The organism is Romboutsia ilealis (assembly GCF_900015215.1).
GTDB classification, from domain to species: domain Bacteria; phylum Bacillota; class Clostridia; order Peptostreptococcales; family Peptostreptococcaceae; genus Romboutsia; species Romboutsia ilealis.
Genome location: NZ_LN555523.1, coordinates 2178483 through 2197213, shown reverse-complemented (window position 1 = coordinate 2197213; position 18731 = coordinate 2178483). Strand labels below are relative to the sequence as shown.

Here is an 18731-nt window from a genome sequence, read left to right as displayed (position 1 = left end):
AATTCATTATAAAGAGTATATAAATATAATTTATTACTATTAAATATTTTTATTTAGAATATATATAATGTAGATAATCAGTAATTAATTTTATAAAAATATAGTATTATAGTTAGAATTAAAGTTTATATAAATATGTATATACTTATTCAGCGTTTTATATGAAGAGTAATTCATGAATAGAGATATTAATTAAGTTTAGCTTTCTATACTGTAGACTGAGATGATAATTAAATGTAAGGTAATGGCATTCGGTGTCGTTTATAAAATGAATTAAAACTTTATATAGAGAAATAATAAAAGTAGAAGAATTTTATTTTGATACTTTTACTAGATATTAGAAGGGAGGGATAAAAATGACCAATAAAGATATTTATTTAAGTTTAAATAAACAAGATGAGATATCTGTAAAAAAGTTATTAACTAACCGTAAACTTGAAAAAGAATATACTTACAATAAAGATTATATAGAGGTAGTACTAAAAAATAATAGTAAAGATAGAATATATAATGAAGAAATCGTAGAAGAAATAGCTGATTTGATAATTGACATAATGGAAAATAAATTTCTTAGAAAGTATGTCCTAAAAAAATATAGTTTTGAATCTAGCGAAGAAATTCAAAAGATATATATGTGTGCATTGAATTTGTTTAAAGAGAAATATTTTATAATAAAGAAATCTTTATATAATAAAATATACGATTATATATTAAATGAAGATTACATAAATATAGAAGGTTTTGTGAAATTTAGAATGAAAGAATTTAATAATTATATATCAACTATAGTAGATTTAGCATGGGAAGAATATTTCATAAAAAAGGATCAAGATGAGTTTATTAATATACTTAAATATTTTGTAGATATTCAGCAAGAAAAATTAGAACTTTTAAGAATACATATAAAAGAAGATAATTCATTTATACTTTATGATAAGGATGGCAATGAAATTGATAGTATAAATGATGAAGAAATAATGAACATGGTTATAGAAGAAAATTTAAATTATGAAGACTTTTTGATGAGTAATCTTCTTACTCTATGTCCAGGTAAAATAGAAATAATAGATTCCGTAAATAACAATTCTTCTAAAGAAATTATAGAAATAATTAAATCGATATTTGGTGATAAAGTAACATATATTAATAGAAACTAATTTCATGCTAAACTAACTAATTATAAAGATATAAAATATATAGTTAGAAAAATTACTTTTTTAATGGTATATTATATTTATAATTAATTGTAAACTGATATCTAATTAAAGGAGATTTTAGCATGAATAATATAATTAGGATATTGATTTTAGCTATTATAGGAGGTTTAATCGGGTATATAACTAATGTAATAGCTATAAAATTGATATTTAGACCAATAAATCCAATAAAAGTACCGATATTTAATATAGAGATAATTGGAATGATACCAAAGAGAAAAAAAGAGATTGCTATTAATATAGGAAGAATAGTAGAAGAGCAGTTTTTATCTATTGATGAAATAACTAATAATCTAGTAACGGAGCAAGATAAAGAATATATAATTGATTACATAAAAGTAAAAATAAAGCTAATACTTAATGAAAAGATGGTGCTTATTCCTAGTACAATAAGAAGTTTAGTTCAAAATTATATTTCTGAAATAATCGAAGATGAAATAAGAGAAGGCATAGATGAATTATGTGAAGAAATGATAGCTAAAGCAAGTAATCGTATAAATATAAAAGAAATAATAGAAAACAAAATTAATGAATTAGATTTATATGAATTGGAGATAATAATATTACAAATTGTAAAAAATGAATTAAGACATATTGAAATACTAGGACTTATATTAGGTTTCTTTATAGGGATAGTTCAAGGAATAATAACTATATTTATATAAAATATTGTTATTGATACTGAATTAAGTATTTGATATAATTAATGTAATAACTAAAAAATAGCGATGAAAAGGAAGAGTAAAATAGAAACAATTAATCAGAGAGGATAAGTCATAGGCTGGAAGCTTATCTTAATATGACTATTTGAAAACTAGCTTGGAGCTGAACTTATTAACATTTATAAAATGTGAAAGTGTTCGGATGACAACCTTATAGTCATCAAGAGGAAGTATTTAAATACTTCAACTTGGGTGGAACCGCGAATTAATACTCGTCCCAATATATTTATTTGGGATGAGTTTTTTTATTATAAAAAATTAATTAAGGAGGAAATAAAATGATAAAAGTTACTTTAAAAGATGGATCTGTAAGAGAATTCGAAAATGAACTTTCAGTTATGGACATAGCTAAGTCTATAAGTGAAGGTTTAGCTAGAGCAGTAGTTGCTGCATCTGTAAATGGAAAAGTTGTAGGACTAAACCATATAGTAAAAGGAGATTGTGAATTAAACTTATTCAAGTTTGATGATGAAGAAGGAAAAGATGTATTCAGACATACATCAGCTCATATATTAGCTCAAGCTATAAAGAGATTATACCCAGAAGCTAAATTTGCAATAGGACCAACTGTAGAAAATGGATTCTACTATGATATAGACTTAGATCATAGATTAACTAATGAAGATTTAGAAAAATTAGAAAAGGAAATGAAGAAAATAGCTAAGGAAGATATAGCTGTTGAAAGATATGAATTACCAAGAGAAGAAGCTTTAGCATGGGCAAAAGAAAATAATGAAATATATAAAGTAGAACTTATAGAAGATTTACCAGAAGGGGAAGTAATATCTTTCTATAAGCAAGGAGACTTTACTGATTTATGTAGAGGACCTCACTTACCTTCAACAAAAAAAGTTAAAGCAGTTAAATTATTAAGCGTAGCTGGAGCTTATTGGCGTGGAGATGAAAAAAACAAAATGCTTCAAAGAATATATGGTATATCTTTTGAGAAGAACAAAGACTTAGAAGAATACTTACACATGTTAGAAGAAGCCAAGAAAAGAGACCATAGAAAATTAGGTAGAGAATTAGACTTATTCTTTATACCTGAAGAAGGTCCAGGATTCCCATTATTCTTACCAAAAGGTATGGAACTTAAGAACGAATTATTAAAGTTCTGGAGAGAAATACATAGAGAAGATGGATACCAAGAAATAGAGACTCCAATAATACTAAATCAAAAATTATGGGAAACTTCAGGACATTGGTACAATTATAAAGAAAATATGTACACTGTAGATATAGATGAGCAACAATTTGCTATAAAACCAATGAATTGTCCAGGTTCTTTAATATATTACAACGCTAAGCCACATTCATATAAAGAATTCCCTATGAAAGTTGCAGAACTTGGTAGAGTGCATAGACATGAATTATCAGGTGCATTACATGGACTTATGAGAGTTAGAGCGTTTACTCAAGATGATGCACATATATTCATGTTACCAGAACAAATAAAAGATCAAATAAAAGGTGTTGTAGATTTAATTGATAGAGTTTACAAGACTTTTGGATTTGAATATCACTTAGAATTATCAACTAGACCTGAAAACTCAATAGGTTCAGATGAAGAGTGGGAAGCAGCTGAAAATGGTTTAAGAGAAGCTTTAGAAGAGCTTAACTTACCATATATATTAAATGAAGGTGATGGAGCATTCTATGGTCCTAAGATAGACTTCCACCTAAGAGATTGCTTAGGAAGAACATGGCAATGTGGAACTATACAATTAGATATGCAATTACCTCAAAGATTTGACATAACTTATATAGGTCAAGATGGTGAAAAACATAGACCAGTTATGATACACAGAGTTGCATTTGGTAGTATAGAAAGATTCATAGGTATATTAATAGAGCATTATGCTGGTAAATTCCCAGTTTGGTTAGCTCCAACTCAAGTTAGAATATTACCTATATCAGATAAATACAATGATTATGCTAATGAAGTTAAAAAAGCTTTATTTGATAAAGGAATAAGAGTTGAAATAGATGATAGAGCAGAAAAGACAGGATTCAAGATAAGAGAAGCTCAGCTTCAAAAGATACCTTATATGTTAATAGTAGGGGAAAAAGAAGCTGCTGATAAGACTGTATCTGTAAGATCAAGAGATAACGGAGAAGTAGGAAGTATAAGCTTAGATGAATTTATAACTACTGTATCTGAAGAAGTTGAAAGTAGAAAAAATGTAATACAAGACTAATGTATAAACAAAAAGAGTAATCTAAAATATAGATTACTCTTTTTTTATCTTAACACATTTCTTTTCTTATTAATGATTTTAATTCTTCATGAGTCATAGTTTCGTTTTCAAATAAATGATTTGAAACTAGATGTAGGTCATTTATGTTATTTCTTAATATATCTAATGTTTCGTTATAACAATCTTGAACTATTTTATTAGCCTCATCTTGTATTTTTTCAGATAAAAATGTTTTATTGTTTCCATCTAAAGTCATAAATCCTAGATCGCTCATTCCATATTCACAAACCATCTGGTTAGCTATTTCGGTAACTTTCTTTAGGTCATCCTTCGCTCCAGTAGATTTATGATTGAATATAATTTCTTCAGATGCTTTTCCTGCAAGAAGTATTTTCATTTTTCCAAGAAGCTCTTCTTTAGTATAGATGTATCTATCTTCATCAGGTAATTGTAGAACATAGCCTAAAGCCTGTCCTCTCGGAACTATTGATATCTTTTGTATAGGAGAAATTCCTACTAAATCACTGACTAGTGCATGTCCAGCTTCGTGATAAGAAACTATTTTCTTTTCCTTTTCGATTAAAGTTGAATTCTTTGATTCGAGCCCAGCAATAACCCTTTCTAAGGCTTTATCAAAATGAATTTCAGTAATTACATCGCTATTATCTCTTACAGCGAAAATAGCAGCTTCATTAGCTATATTAGCAAGATGAGCACCATTAAATCCATGAGTTTTTTTAGCTAAAACTTCTAAATTTACAGAAGGATCTATTGGCTTATTATCAGTATGAACTTTTAAAATTTCATATCTAGTATGATAGTTAGGGGCACCTATGTGAATATGTCTATCGAATCTACCAGGTCTAAGTAAAGCTTCATCTAGTAAGTCAAGTCTATTGGTAGCACCTATTATAATTACATTTGAATCTTTAGTAAAACCATCCATTTCAACTAAAAGCTGATTTAAGGTTTGGTCCTTTTCATTGTTACTTTCTAACTGTCTTTTAGCACCTATTGCATCGATTTCATCTATAAAAATTATGCTTGGAGCTTCTTTTCTAGCTTTCTCAAAAAGAGTTCTTACTCTTTTAGCACCTACACCAACGTATTTTTCAACAAACTCAGATCCGGTAACATTAAAGAATGAAGAGTTTGTCTCACCAGCTACAGCTGATGCAAGTAATGTTTTACCTGTACCAGGAGGACCGTAAAATAATACTCCTTTTGGTATTTTTGCACCCATTTTTTTATATTTGTCTGGAGATTTCATGAAATCTACTATTTCAAATAATTCTTCTTTAACCTCTTCTAGCCCAGCAACATCACAAAATGTAGTTTTAGGTTTAGATGAGTTAGAGTCTTCACTTGGATTGTCTTTTTCAATTTTAGTTGTTTGAGCAAATACAGGTACTGGTTTGTTTATTTTTTTTAAAAAATTTTCCCACATTTTCATAGCCATACACCTCGGATAATAAAAATTGTTTATTTATCTTATAATTTCCATAGTTTATAAAATTTATTATATAAATTTTTCATTTTAAATAATTAATTTCTAATATCTTAGAGTATAACCATAAACTACTTATCTAATTACTTAATTAAATTATTTTATTTAGATAAAATTAAAAAAAATACTTGAAAAAAAATTTAATAAGTGATATAGTAAATAAAGTAATAAATAATGAAAATAAAGAAGAAGTCCGCTTCTCACCTTGCGATAAGAGTTGTAAGTGTAAATATAAGTTAAGCTTTTATAATTTTAAATGTATAAAGCTTGTTTGAATGTGTTAACTTATATGCGGATGATTTTAATCATTCGCTTTTTATTTTTATAAAAATTTGGAGGTGTCCTACCATTAGTAAGGAACTAGCAATCAATGAACAAATAAGAGATAAAGAAATAAGAGTTATCTCAGACAATGGAGAGCAACTTGGAGTAATGTCTGCTAAAGAAGCTCAAACAATAGCTAATAATAAAAATCTAGATTTAGTAATGATATCACCTAATGCTAATCCGCCAGTATGTAAGATAATGGACTACGGTAAGTACAAGTATGAACAATCTAGAAAAGAAAAAGAATCTAAGAAAAAACAAAAGGTAGTAAACATAAAAGAAGTTAGATTAAGACCAGGTATAGAATCTAATGACTTAAATACTAAAGCTAATCAAGCTATTAAGTTCCTTAAAAAAGGAGATAAAGTTAAAGTTGAACTTAGATTTAGAGGTAGAGAATTAGGACATAAAGACATTGGTAAAGAAGTAATGTTAAAGTTTATAGATATAGTAAAAGAGTTTGGTGAACCAACTAAAGCCCCAGCATTTGAGGGGAATAATATGGTTGTAATGATAGATCCAAAGAAATAAATGATTAACTGAGAGGAGGAAATTAACATGCCTAAAATGAAAACTCATAGAGGTGCTGCTAAAAGATTCAAAAAGACTGGAACTGGAAAATTAAAGAGAGCTAAAGCTTTCAGAAGACACATATTAACTAAGAAAGCTGCTAAGACTAAGATGCAATTAAGAAAGTCTGGAATAGTTACAGCAGGTGATGCTAGAAGAATAGCACAATTATTACCATACTAAAAATCGGATAAAAAATAGATAAACAATTAATAACAGAGGAAGACGAAGGAGGTCATAACGATGGCAAGAGTTAAAAAAGCTATGAACGCTCGTAAGAAGCATAAGAAAGTATTAAAACTTGCAAAAGGATTTATAGGATCAAGAAGCAAATTATATAGACCAGCAAATACATTTGTAATGAAGGCGTTAAAGAACGCTTATATAGGAAGAAAGTTAAAGAAGAGAGACTTCAGAAGACTTTGGATACAAAGAATAAACGCTGGAACAAGAGCTCATGGATTATCTTACTCAAGATTCATGAACGGATTAAAATTAGCTGGTGTTGAAGTTAACAGAAAAATGTTAGCTGAAATGGCTATACATGATGCAGAAGGATTTGCTAAGTTAGTAGAAGTTGCTAAATCTAAATTAGCTTAATCATATAGAAAAAGGCTTTTGAATTTTATATTCAAGAGCTTTTTTTATATTTATATATATTTTAATTACTTAATAAATAAAAAGTCTCTCAAATATATATAATATAATTATATAAATTAATATAGGTATTGTTGTTTTTACTAAAGTTTTGGAATATAATAAAATAATAATTATTAACTATTTTGAAATTAATCTCAAAGTATAAAGGAGGGTTTAAAATAGTGAGAAAAATTATTAAGAAACTTTCTAAAATTATAAATAAAATGGAACCTACTCAGATAATGGTAATGGGATTTGCTATTGTAATATTGATAGGAGCAATTTTATTGAGTATGCCAATATCTACTCAAAATAGAGAAAGTATAGGATTTTTAGATGCATTATTTACATCAACTTCGGCAGTCTGTGTTACAGGATTAATTGCAGTTGATACCTCGACTTATTGGAGTTTTTTTGGGCAATTAATAATTATAACCTTAATACAAATTGGTGGATTAGGATTTATGACTATGACAACATTATTTGCCCTTATAATCAAGAAAAGGATAAATTTAAAAGAAAGACTTCTGATACAAGAATCTTTGAATCAAATAGATTTATCTGGACTAGTCAGATTAACGAGGTACATATTAATTACAACGGTTTTAATTGAAGGTACAGGAGCCTTATTATTGTCAACTGTATTTATACCTGAATTTGGAGTTTTAAAAGGTATTTGGTATAGTATGTTTCATGCTATATCGGCATTTTGTAATGCTGGCTTTGATTTAATGGGAGTAGTTAGCGGTCCATTTTCATCGTTAACATATTATGTAAATAACTTTACTATAACTATAACAATATCACTATTAATTATTTTAGGTGGTATAGGATTTCCTGTAATTCTTGACGTTATAAGAAATAAAAAGTTATCGAAATTAAACATACATTCTAAAGTTGTTCTTTTTAGTACAGCTGTTTTAATAGTATTAGGAATGTTATTTATACTAGTATTAGAATATAATAATCCAAATACCCTAGGTCAATTAGGATTTGGAGGAAAAATATTAGCCTCATTATTTCAATCAGTAACACTTAGAACTGCTGGATTTAATACAATAGATTTAGCCGCTATGAGAGAGAATAGTATATTTTTCATGATAATATTAATGTTTATAGGTGCATCTCCAGCTTCGACAGGTGGAGGAGTAAAAACAACTACAATAGCTACTTTAATATTAACTGTAAAGTCGTTTATACTAGGAAAGCAAGATATAGAAGTATGTGAAAGAAGAATAAGTGAAACTACGGTTAAGAAATCATTAGGAATATTTTTAATAGGTATAACTCTAGTCGTGATGGGAACTCTTATTATATCTATAACTGATCCTGGTTTTAGTTTACTTGAAGTTGGATTCGAGGTAGTATCTGCTATTGCTACGGTTGGACTTAGTATAGGTGGAAGTCCGAATCTTAGTGTTTTAGGAAAAATATTTATAATGTTATTCATGTTTATGGGAAGAGTTGGATCTTTAACTATATTTATGGCGTTAGCATCAAGAGGAATAAAGAAAAATCCTCCTATTAGATATCCAGAAGGTAAAATAATAGTTGGATAAATTAAAATAAATTTATTTAAAATATAGAGAGGTAAAAGTTATGAAACAATATATAGTTATAGGATGTGGAAGATTTGGAGCATCGTTAGCAACAACTATGCATCTTTTAGGTCATCAAGTAATGGCTATAGATAAAAGTGAAGAAATAATTCAAAACATAGTTGATAAAGTTACTCATGCGGCTATAGTAGATGTTACAGATGAACAATCTTTAAGATCAATAGGATTAGGAAACTTTGATGTAGCTATAATAGCAATAGGATCTGATATAAGGGCATCTATAATGGCAACTCTTATAGCTAAAGAAATGGGAGTGTCTCAAATTGTATGTAAAGCAAAAGATGAATTACAAGCAAAAGTTCTTTATAAAATAGGGGCGGATAGAGTAGTATTTCCAGAAAGAGATATGGGAGTTAGAGTTGCTCATAACTTAGTTTCAGATAACATACTAGATCACATTGAATTAGATCCAGAATATTCTATAGTAGAAATAGTTACTCCAACTAGTTGGGTAGGAAAAACTCTAGTTGATTTAGAATTAAGGGCAAGATATGAAATAACTGTACTTGCTATAAAAAATGGCAAGAGTATAAATGTAACACCATCACCAGATGAAGAACTTAAAGCAGGAAGTATACTAGTTGTGATTGGTCAAAGTAGCAATATAAGTAGTATTACTTCTGAAAATAAAGATATAATTAGGAGAAAGTAGTTATGTCTATGATAATAACATCTAAAGATAATGATAAAGTAAGATACACGAAGTCATTATTAAAGTCAAAAAATAGAAATAAAGAATCAAAATTTATAATAGAAGGATATAGAATATTAACTCTTGCGATAGAATGTAAAGCTAAGTTAGATTATGTATTTATAAATGAAGATTTTGAAAAAAAGCAAGAACATAAAGAATTTTTAGAAATACTTAAGAAAAAAGATATAATGGTATATAAAACTACAAATAAGATTTTTGAAGATTTAACAGATACTGAAAATACTCAAGGGATAATAGGTGTAGTTAAATTTAAACAAAGAACACTAGAAGAAAATTTAACTGATGAAAGTAGATTTGTACTAATATTAGATAGAATACAAGATCCTGGTAATATGGGAACGATAATAAGAACTGCAGATGCTGCTGGAGTAGATACAATAATTGCATTAAAGGGATGTGTAGATATATATAATCCAAAAGTAATAAGATCAACTATGGGGTCTATATTTGATATGAATGTAATTCATGCTACTCAAGAAGAAGCATTAAGGATACTTAAGCTAAAGAAATTTGATATAGTATCTAGTTACTTAGATACAAATAATTATTATAATACGGTGGAGTATAATTATAAAACTGCACTAGTAATAGGTAATGAAGCTAATGGAATAAATGAAGAATTAGTATCAAAATCAGATGTATTGGTTAAGATACCTATATATGGTAAGGCAGAATCTTTAAATGCAGCTATAAGTTCTGCAATACTGATGTATGAGATAAAAAAATACTTAGTTTAAAAGTTGTTAATTATACATTTTATATGTTATAATTATCTAAAAATATATTTTAAAATACAATGAAAGAGAAAAGTATTTTGAATCAACTTAGCACAGAGAGAAGTATCAAGGCTGAAAGTACTTTATAAGAATTCAAAAGAAGTTCCCTCTGGAGTATTAAAGCTGAAATTAATAGTAGGCTTTAACGTTAAAACGCGTTAAGTTTATTTGAGGTGGTTTAAAATTTATAATTTTAGACTACTAGGGTGGTACCGCGAAATAGTAGCCTTTCGTCCCTAGGTTGGGATGAAGGGCTTTTTTTACGCTTAAGGGTATTATAATACTTAAAAAAATGCGGATAAATTTTGAATGTAAGTAATATCAATAAATTATTTTGAGCGTAAAAAAGATTTTGAGCAACGGACGAAGTCGTTGGCGACATGAGCGAAGCGAATTTTTATGTAAATAAATAGTGAAAGGGTGATATATAGTGCAAGAAAAATTACTTAATTTACAAGAAGCGGCTTTAAATGAAATTAAAGATACTTTTAGTATAGAAGCTGTGGAAAACCTAAGAGTTAAGTACTTAGGTAAAAAAGGTGAAATAACTGCTATACTTAAAGAAATGGGTAAGTTATCAGCAGAAGAAAGACCAGTTATAGGTCAAGTTGCTAACAAGGTAAGAGAATCTATAGAAGGAAGTATATCTTCAAAGAAAGAAGAATTAAAAGCTATAGAAAAGCAAAAGAAATTAGCTGAAGAAGTTATAGATGTTACTATGCCAGCTAAAGCTGTTAAAGTAGGAAAGAAACATCCTATATCTCAAATAATAGATGAAGTAAGTGAAATATTTATGGGAATGGGATTCTCTATAGCAGAAGGTCCAGAGGTTGAAACTGTTGAAAATAACTTTGATGCATTAAATGCACCAATAGATCATCCATCAAGAGATATGAGTGATACATTCTATATAAATAGTGAATTATTACTTAGAACACAAACATCTCCTGTTCAAGTTAGAACAATGAAGGATCAAGAGTTACCTATAAAAATAATAGCACCAGGAAGATGCTTTAGATTTGATGCTCCAGATGCTACACATTCTCCAATGTTCCATCAAATAGAAGGACTTGTAGTTGGAAAAGATGTAACAATGGCTCAATTAAAAGGAACATTAGATATGTTCGTTAAGAAGTTATTTGGAGAAAATACAAAAACTAAATTTAGACCACATAACTTCCCATTCACAGAACCAAGTGCAGAAGTAGACGTTACTTGCTTTAAGTGTCAAGGCGCTGGATGTCCTATGTGTAAACAAGAAGGATGGATAGAAATATTAGGTGCAGGTATGGTTCATCCAAACGTACTTAGAAACTGTGGAATAGATCCAGAAGTTTATAGTGGATTTGCTTTCGGTATGGGTGTAGATAGAATAACTATGCTTAAATACGAAATAGATGATATAAGATTATTATTTGAAAATGATATGAGATTTTTAGATCAATTTTAATTAGGAGGGTTTGAATATGTTAGTACCTTTAAAATGGCTTAGAGATTATGTTGACATAGATATAGATACACAAGAATTTGCTGATATGATGACTATGACAGGTTCAAAAGTTGAAAAAGTAGATTTCTTTGGAAAAGAAACAAATGGAGTTGAAGTATGTAAAATACTTGAAATAGAACAACATCCAGATGCTGATAGATTAAAAGTTACAAAGGTTGAAGTTGCAAACGGAGAAATACTTCAAATAGTAACTAATGCTACAAATATAAAAGTAGGAGATTTTGTACCAGTTGCTAGAATAGGTGCAGTACTACCTGGAGATTTCAAAATAAAGAAAGGCAAGTTAAGAGGAGTATTATCAGAAGGGATGTTCTGTGGTGCTGAAGAATTAACTATACCATCTGCATTTGTTGAAGACCATAAAAAAGATGGAATATATATACTAGATCATCAAGATTCATTTGAATTAGGAATGGATGTAAGAGATGTTTTAGGAATAAATGATGCACTAATAGAATTTGAAATAACTTCAAACAGACCAGACTGTAGATCTATAATAGGTATAGCTAGAGAAGCTGCTGTTACTTTAGGAAAAGAATTAAAATATCCTGAAATAAAAGTTCAGGCTTGCGATGAAGAAATGTCATTTGAAATAGATATACAAACAGATTTATGTAAAAGATACTGCGGTAGAGTAGTTAAAGATGTTAAAGTAGGGCCATCTCCATACTGGATGCAAAGAAAACTTATAGAAGCTGGAATGAGACCTATAAGTAACATAGTGGATATAACAAACTACGTTATGTTAGAGCTTGGACAACCACTTCATGCATTTGATTTAGATGATATAAAATACAATAAAATGACTGTTAAAATGGCAGAAGAAGGTGAAAAGTTCACTACATTAGATGGTGTTGAAAGAACTTTAACATCAGATATGTTAGTTATAGGAAATAAAGATAAGACATTAGACTTAGCAGGTATAATGGGTGGAGAAAACTCAGAAATAAAAGATACAACAACTTCTATATTTATAGAAGGAGCAAGTTTTGCTAAAGAAAACATAAGAGCTACCTCTAAGAAATTAGGTCTTAGAACAGAAGCATCTTCAAGATTTGAAAAAGGAATAGACATAAACTTAACAGAAGAAGCTGTTAATAGAGCATGTCAATTAATAGAAGAGTTAGGATGTGGTACAGTTCTTAATGGAATGCTTGACTACTATCCACAAAAAGAAGAAGTTCAAAAAGTAACAGTTAACCCAGTTAGAATAAATAAATTATTAGGTGTTAACGTGCCTATGGACCAATTCATAAACATATTAGAAAGCTTAGAATTTAAATGTAATTTAGTATCTTCTGAAGTTTTAGAGCTAGAAGTTCCAACATTTAGATTAGATATAACTGAAGATGCAGATATATTAGAAGAAATAGCTAGAATATATGGATATGACAATATACCTTCTGCTTCTTTAGAAGGAAATGCTACTGCAGGTGTAAAAACTGAAAAACAAAAGTTTATAGACAATGTAAAATCTAACTCTATAGCTTGTGGATTAAATGAAATATTAACATATTCATTTGTAAGCCCAAGAGGTGTAGATAAAATAAATCTTCCAGCTGATGATGAAAAGAGAAACTTTGTTAAAATAATGAACCCATTAGGTGAAGAAACTTCTGTAATGAGAACTACTTTAATACCTAATATGTTAGATGTTATATCTACAAATATATCTCATAAAGTTGAAGAAGTATCTGCATTTGAATGTGGAAATACCTTTATACCACAAGAAGGATTACCAATAGAGACTAAGAAATACTGTGTTGGAATGTATGGTAAAGAAGTAGACTTCTTTGTATTAAAAGGAGTTGTAGAATCTATACTTAACAACGTAGGATTAAAAGGTTATGAAATAGAACCAGAAACTACAAATTTAACATTCCATCCAGGAAGATGTGCAAAAATAGTGTATAATAATATATATATAGGAACTTTTGGAGAATTACATCCAGATGTTATAGAAAACTATAACTTAGGACAAAGAGTATATGTAGCTGAAATAAATATAGATACAGTATTTGAAAACTTAAACTTAACTAAGTCATATAATCCATTACCAAAATATCCATCTACATCTAGAGATATAGCATTAATAGTTAAAGATGAAGTATTTGTTAAGCAGATAGAAGATATAATAAAAGCTAATGGGGGAGACTTAGTAGAAAGCTATAAGTTATTTGATGTTTATAAAGGTGCTCAAATAGAAGAAGGACATAAGTCTATAGCATATTCTATAACATATAGAAGTAAAGAAAAAACTTTAACTGATGAAGATGTAGCAAAAGTACATGAGAAGATATTAAGTGAGCTAAGTGAAAAATTAAATGCAAACTTAAGATCAAACTAACTAACGTAGGGGGCGTGTTAGTATGAAGGAAATGAATAAAGTTATAGTAAAAATTAATGGTTCTGAATATCCAATGGTTGGTCCAAAATCAGAAGAACATATGCTAAGAGTAGCAAGATATGTTGATCAGGAAATTAGAAAAATAACAACTGCAAATCCAAAATTAAGCACATCATCAGCATCAATATTATCAGCTATAAATATAGCGGATGTATTCTTTGAATGTTGTGATGAAAATGAGGAACTATTAAAAGAAAATGAAGAACTTAACAAAAAGGTTGGTACTGGAGAAGAAGAACTAAAATTAGAGATGAAAAAATTAGAATTATCTCTACAAGGCAAAGCTAAATCGGAAGAAGACTTAAAGACGAAGATAGATGAGTTAAATAAGTTAATTGAAGAGCAAAAAAGTAAAATTTCTAAGTTAGAAAATGATATTCAATCTAAAGATAAACAAATTAAAGAGTATAAGGTTGAAGTTGATGAACTTAAAGATTTAACTAAAATTGCTGAGGAGAAAGCCAGAGTTGCAGAGCAAATGTCTTCAAAGTTCCAAAATGACGCATATAGAGTGCAATTGGAAAAAATAGAGATTGAAAATGAATTGAAATTTTTTAAAGCAAAAAGATAAAATAAATTAAGCCTTCAGGGGAACCTGAAGGTTTTAATTTTAAAATTTAAGGATATTATATAAAGAGGATAAATATTCCTTAAAGGAGGACAATATGAGAGACGTAGAATTATTGGCACCTGTTGGGTCTTTTGAAGCATTAAAAGCTGCAGTACAAAATGGTGCAAATGCAGTATACCTTGGAGGAAAAGATTTTGGAGCAAGGGCATCCGCAAATAATTTTGATAGAGATGAGTTAAAAGACGCTGTAAAATATGCTCATATAAGAGGTGTACAAGTTTTTGTAACTACAAATACACTAAGAAAAGAAAATGAAATAGAAGATTTCTTAGAATATGTAAAGTTTTTATATGATATAGATGTAGATGCAATAATACTTCAAGATATAGGTATGGCTAGACTTATAAAAAGAGAATTACCTGATTTTGAATTACATGCAAGTACTCAAATGGTGGCACATTCATTAGAAGATGTTAAATATTTAGAAGGTGTAGGATTTGATAGAGTAGTACTTGCGAGAGAGGTTACAGTAGAAGAAATTAAATATATATGCGATAACTGTAAAGCAGATATAGAAGTTTTTGTCCACGGAGCATTGTGTGTATGTTATTCTGGACAATGTTTAATGAGCTCTATGATAGGGAATAGATCAGGAAATAGAGGAAGATGTGCACAACCTTGTAGACAAAGATATGAACTTGTTGATGTATATACAGGAGAAGTCGTAAACAGTAATGGAGACTATCTACTAAGTCCTAAGGATTTAAGTACAATAGAAGAAATTGATAAGATAATAGATGCAGGAGTACATTCTTTAAAAATAGAAGGTAGAATGAAAAGACCAGAGTATGTTGCAACAGTTATAGATGGATATAGAAAAACTATAGATGAATATTTAGCTACAAATAAATTAAATGTTTCAGATGAAACAATAAATGATTTATATACTATATTTAATAGAAAATTCACTAAAGGATTATTACTAGGTGATGTTGGTAAGGATATGATGAACTCGCAACTTCCTAATAACCAAGGTCTATATGTTGGTACAGTAGTAGATTATAATAAAAAAGCAAAAAGATTAAAAATAAAACTAGCAAATACTCTTAAAAAAGGTGATGGTATAAATCTTGGCGGAGGTACTATAGGTAGAATAATAAAAAATGGAAACATAGAAACTATAGGATACAAAGGTGAAACTATTGAATTAGACTTTGTTGGCGAAGCAAGAAAAGGGCAAATAGTATTTAAAACATCAGATAGTGAATTAATGGATAGAGTTCAAGCTACATTTACACAAGATAAAGAACTTGTAAAAAATATAATTGATGCAAAAATTACTATAAAATTAGGTCAAAAGCCAATACTTACATTAAAAGATAGACATGGTAATGAAGCAACTATAGAATGTGATAAAATAGTTGAAGAAGCTATGAAGGTTGCTTTAAGCAAAGAAAAAGTAGAAGCTCAACTAAGAAAACTTGGAAATACACCTTATGAATTAGATTTATTAGAAATTGAATTAGATGATAATGTTAGTTTACCAGTAAGTTTATTAAATCAAATGAGAAGAGATTGTATTGAACTTTTAGATAAAGAAAGAATAAGCATAAAAAATAGAAAATATAAAGATAAAGTTGTTAAGTATAAACCAGTACAATACAATAGAAACAAAAAACAAGAAATATCTGTTAAAGTTAAAAATTTAGAACAATTAGAAAGTGCATTAGAGTGCAATATAGATAGAATATATTACGAAGATACTAATAGCATAGATAAAGCTATGAGCTTAGCTATGAAATATAATAAAAAGGTAATATACTCTGCACCTAGAATAATAAGAAACAAAGAATACAATCATTTAGCAAAAGCTAATAATGCAGGTGTAGCATCTGTACAAGTAGGAAACTATGGTTCAATAGATTACTTTAAAGGTAAAGAATTAAATATAGATTACTACTTAAATGCATTTAATAGTGAAACTATAAATTACTACAAAGAAATAGGTGCAGATACTTTATGTATATCTCAAGAGTTAAATATAAACGAGATAAAAGAAACAATAAAGTACACTGATATAAATATAGAATCTGTAGTTTATGGATATACTCCACTTATGATAACAGAATACTGTCCTATGGGAGTAATTGTTCGTGATTGTAAAAAGGATAAAAGAGTTGCTAAATGTAAAGAAAGTATATATGCATTAAGAAATTCTAAAGGTGATGAATTCAGAGTTTCACAAGATATATTCTGTAGGAGTACAATATATAATTCAAATGTAACTTGTATGCTAGACAACTTATATGAATTACATGAAATAGGTATAAATGTACTTAGATTAGACTTTGCATTAGAAGATAAAGAGACTGTTAAAGAAGTTATAGAAGCCTATCAAGAAGTTTTATCTAATGATTATAAATTAGGAACAAAAGCTACTAAACTTTATAATAAATTAGATGAAAAGGGTACAACAGCAGGTCATTACTACAAAGGTGTAGAATAATAAGTTATATTTTAGTGCTATAATATGTAAAATTGACTATATTAAGCAAATATGATAATATTACAAAATAATAAAAGTTAAATAATGCTCTGGGTATAAAATTATCCAGAGCATTAATAATTTAAAAATGAAGAAATTTAAAAAATGACATTTTGAAATGTTTCGCCAACATGTTGCTCAAAGTGGTAGCGAGTGTCATATCGTTGGCGATATGAAGTGTTTCGCCGACACGTCGCTCAAGCGAAGCGAATTTTTTATTAAAATAAATTCTATAAACAATGAAAGAGAGACTTAAATATGAGCAAAAAAGTATTTATAGGAAGAAAATTAAGAGAAGCTAGAATGTATAGAGGTAAAACAATAGATGTATTAGCTAAAGAAACTAATATAAATAAAAAAGATATAATTGCATTTGAAGAAGAGAAATATAAGCCAACATTAGAAAATGAAATGAAGTTATCAAATACATTAGGATTTCCAAGAGAATTCTTTAAATATGCAGACAATATAAAAATGACTATAGATTCTACACATATAAGACCGGAATGTACAATACCGAAAGTAGAACAAATAGCTTTTAAAGAAAAACTAGCTATGACTCATAGGATATTAACATTTTTAGAAGGGTATATCCAATTCCCACAAATGAATATACCAACTGATTTAAATAAAAATGAAGATATAGAAGAGTTAGCTACTAAGGTAAGAAGATACTGGAATTTAGGTGATGGGATTATAGGTAACATGTTAACCTTACTTGAGATAAATGGGATAGTTGTATCAGATGCTAATATAGAAAAAAAAGGAGCATTATCATTTAGTCAAAAGCAAACTGTAAATGGAAATAGTAGATACTTTATATCTTTAGGTAATGATAAAAAATCAGCATGTACAAGAAACTATGATTTAGCATATGAATTAGCATATATTGTAGCAACTGAGGCGAATATACAGTCAAAGAAATTTTCTAAGGATGAATTTGCTTGTGCATTTTTAATGCCTAAAGAAAGTTTTATACAAGATTTAAAAATGGTAAATGATTTAGAAGATTATGTTGAGTTAAAAAAGAAATGGATAGTTCCAATATCAGCTATAATATTAAGAGCATATCAATTAGGTGAAATAAGTTACAAAAAATATATGTACTTAATGAATGAAATGGATAAAAAGGGATGGTTAAAGAAAGAACCACTAGAAGAAAATATAAAAGCTACAAGTCCGATGCTATTAAAAAAATCTATAGATGTATTAATAGATAATAATATAATGAGTAAGGCTAGTTTGGTAATGAATTTATCAAATTGGGGATTACATTTGAATCAAGATGAAGTAGAAGTATTATTAGGATTTAAAGAAGGAAAGTTAACTACAGAAAAAAATACTACAAATAACAAAAAAGCGAAGGTTACAAAAGTTAACTTTAAATCTAAAAAAAGATAATTAAGCA

At 28.3% G+C, this 18731-nt stretch carries 15 protein-coding genes and 2 other annotated features; of the genes, 14 read left to right on the top strand and 1 reads right to left on the bottom strand.

Annotation, left to right across the window (positions count from 1 at the left end; all coding sequences use genetic code 11):
• Nucleotides 1-356 precede the first annotated feature (356 nt).
• The 3 genes from ytxC to thrS all read left to right on the top strand — a co-directional run bounded on the left by ytxC (nucleotide 357) and on the right by thrS (nucleotide 4137).
• Nucleotides 357-1157: a putative sporulation protein YtxC gene (gene ytxC / locus CRIB_RS10345; protein WP_180702292.1), complete on the top strand. Its 801-nt coding sequence runs from the start codon at nucleotides 357-359 to the stop codon at nucleotides 1155-1157.
• Nucleotides 1158-1279: 122 nt separating this feature from the next.
• Nucleotides 1280-1882, top strand: coding sequence for a DUF445 domain-containing protein (locus CRIB_RS10340; RefSeq protein ID WP_180702291.1), 603 nt, complete (start codon nucleotides 1280-1282; stop codon nucleotides 1880-1882).
• 54 nt (nucleotides 1883-1936) lie between these two features.
• Nucleotides 1937-2162: a binding site (T-box leader), on the top strand.
• A gap of 55 nt (nucleotides 2163-2217) precedes the next feature.
• Nucleotides 2218-4137, top strand: a complete 1920-nt coding sequence (thrS, locus tag CRIB_RS10335) for a threonine--tRNA ligase (RefSeq protein WP_180702290.1) — start codon at nucleotides 2218-2220, stop codon at nucleotides 4135-4137.
• Between the two features lie 49 nt (nucleotides 4138-4186).
• Here thrS and ftsH read toward each other — a convergent pair whose 3' ends face one another.
• On the bottom strand, nucleotides 4187-5590 hold the full coding sequence (ftsH, locus tag CRIB_RS10330; RefSeq protein WP_180702289.1) for an ATP-dependent zinc metalloprotease FtsH: 1404 nt from the start codon (nucleotides 5588-5590) through the stop codon (nucleotides 4187-4189).
• A 321-nt stretch (nucleotides 5591-5911) separates the two neighbouring features.
• On the opposite strand from ftsH, the gene infC reads away from it, so the two are divergent.
• The 11 genes from infC (at nucleotide 5912) to CRIB_RS10275 (ending at nucleotide 18724) form a co-directional block, all read left to right on the top strand.
• Nucleotides 5912-6502, top strand: coding sequence for a translation initiation factor IF-3 (infC, locus tag CRIB_RS10325; RefSeq protein WP_330404865.1), 591 nt, complete (start codon nucleotides 5912-5914; stop codon nucleotides 6500-6502).
• Nucleotides 6503-6529: 27 nt separating this feature from the next.
• Nucleotides 6530-6724, top strand: a complete 195-nt coding sequence (gene rpmI / locus CRIB_RS10320) for a 50S ribosomal protein L35 (RefSeq protein ID WP_071119398.1) — start codon at nucleotides 6530-6532, stop codon at nucleotides 6722-6724.
• A 60-nt stretch (nucleotides 6725-6784) separates the two neighbouring features.
• Complete coding sequence (rplT, locus tag CRIB_RS10315; RefSeq protein WP_071119399.1) at nucleotides 6785-7141, top strand: 50S ribosomal protein L20; 357 nt, start codon at nucleotides 6785-6787, stop codon at nucleotides 7139-7141.
• 221 nt (nucleotides 7142-7362) lie between these two features.
• Nucleotides 7363-8739: a TrkH family potassium uptake protein gene (locus CRIB_RS10310; RefSeq protein ID WP_243633520.1), complete on the top strand. Its 1377-nt coding sequence runs from the start codon at nucleotides 7363-7365 to the stop codon at nucleotides 8737-8739.
• A 40-nt stretch (nucleotides 8740-8779) separates the two neighbouring features.
• Nucleotides 8780-9451, top strand: coding sequence for a potassium channel family protein (locus CRIB_RS10305; RefSeq protein WP_180702288.1), 672 nt, complete (start codon nucleotides 8780-8782; stop codon nucleotides 9449-9451).
• 2 nt (nucleotides 9452-9453) lie between these two features.
• Entirely contained in the window at nucleotides 9454-10251 is a 798-nt protein-coding gene (locus CRIB_RS10300) for a TrmH family RNA methyltransferase (RefSeq protein ID WP_180702287.1), read from the top strand.
• A gap of 50 nt (nucleotides 10252-10301) precedes the next feature.
• Nucleotides 10302-10531, top strand: a binding site (T-box leader).
• 189 nt (nucleotides 10532-10720) lie between these two features.
• Nucleotides 10721-11740: a phenylalanine--tRNA ligase subunit alpha gene (gene pheS / locus CRIB_RS10295; RefSeq protein ID WP_180702286.1), complete on the top strand. Its 1020-nt coding sequence runs from the start codon at nucleotides 10721-10723 to the stop codon at nucleotides 11738-11740.
• Between the two features lie 16 nt (nucleotides 11741-11756).
• A complete protein-coding gene (pheT, locus tag CRIB_RS10290; protein ID WP_180702285.1) occupies nucleotides 11757-14147 on the top strand; it encodes a phenylalanine--tRNA ligase subunit beta in 2391 nt (796 codons plus the stop codon).
• Nucleotides 14148-14169: 22 nt separating this feature from the next.
• On the top strand, nucleotides 14170-14778 hold the full coding sequence (gene zapA, locus CRIB_RS10285; protein WP_180702284.1) for a cell division protein ZapA: 609 nt from the start codon (nucleotides 14170-14172) through the stop codon (nucleotides 14776-14778).
• A 94-nt stretch (nucleotides 14779-14872) separates the two neighbouring features.
• Nucleotides 14873-17284, top strand: coding sequence for a DUF3656 domain-containing U32 family peptidase (locus CRIB_RS10280; RefSeq protein WP_180702283.1), 2412 nt, complete (start codon nucleotides 14873-14875; stop codon nucleotides 17282-17284).
• Nucleotides 17285-17581: 297 nt separating this feature from the next.
• A complete protein-coding gene (locus tag CRIB_RS10275; RefSeq protein ID WP_180702282.1) occupies nucleotides 17582-18724 on the top strand; it encodes an XRE family transcriptional regulator in 1143 nt (380 codons plus the stop codon).
• The last annotated feature ends 7 nt before the right edge of the window (nucleotides 18725-18731 follow it).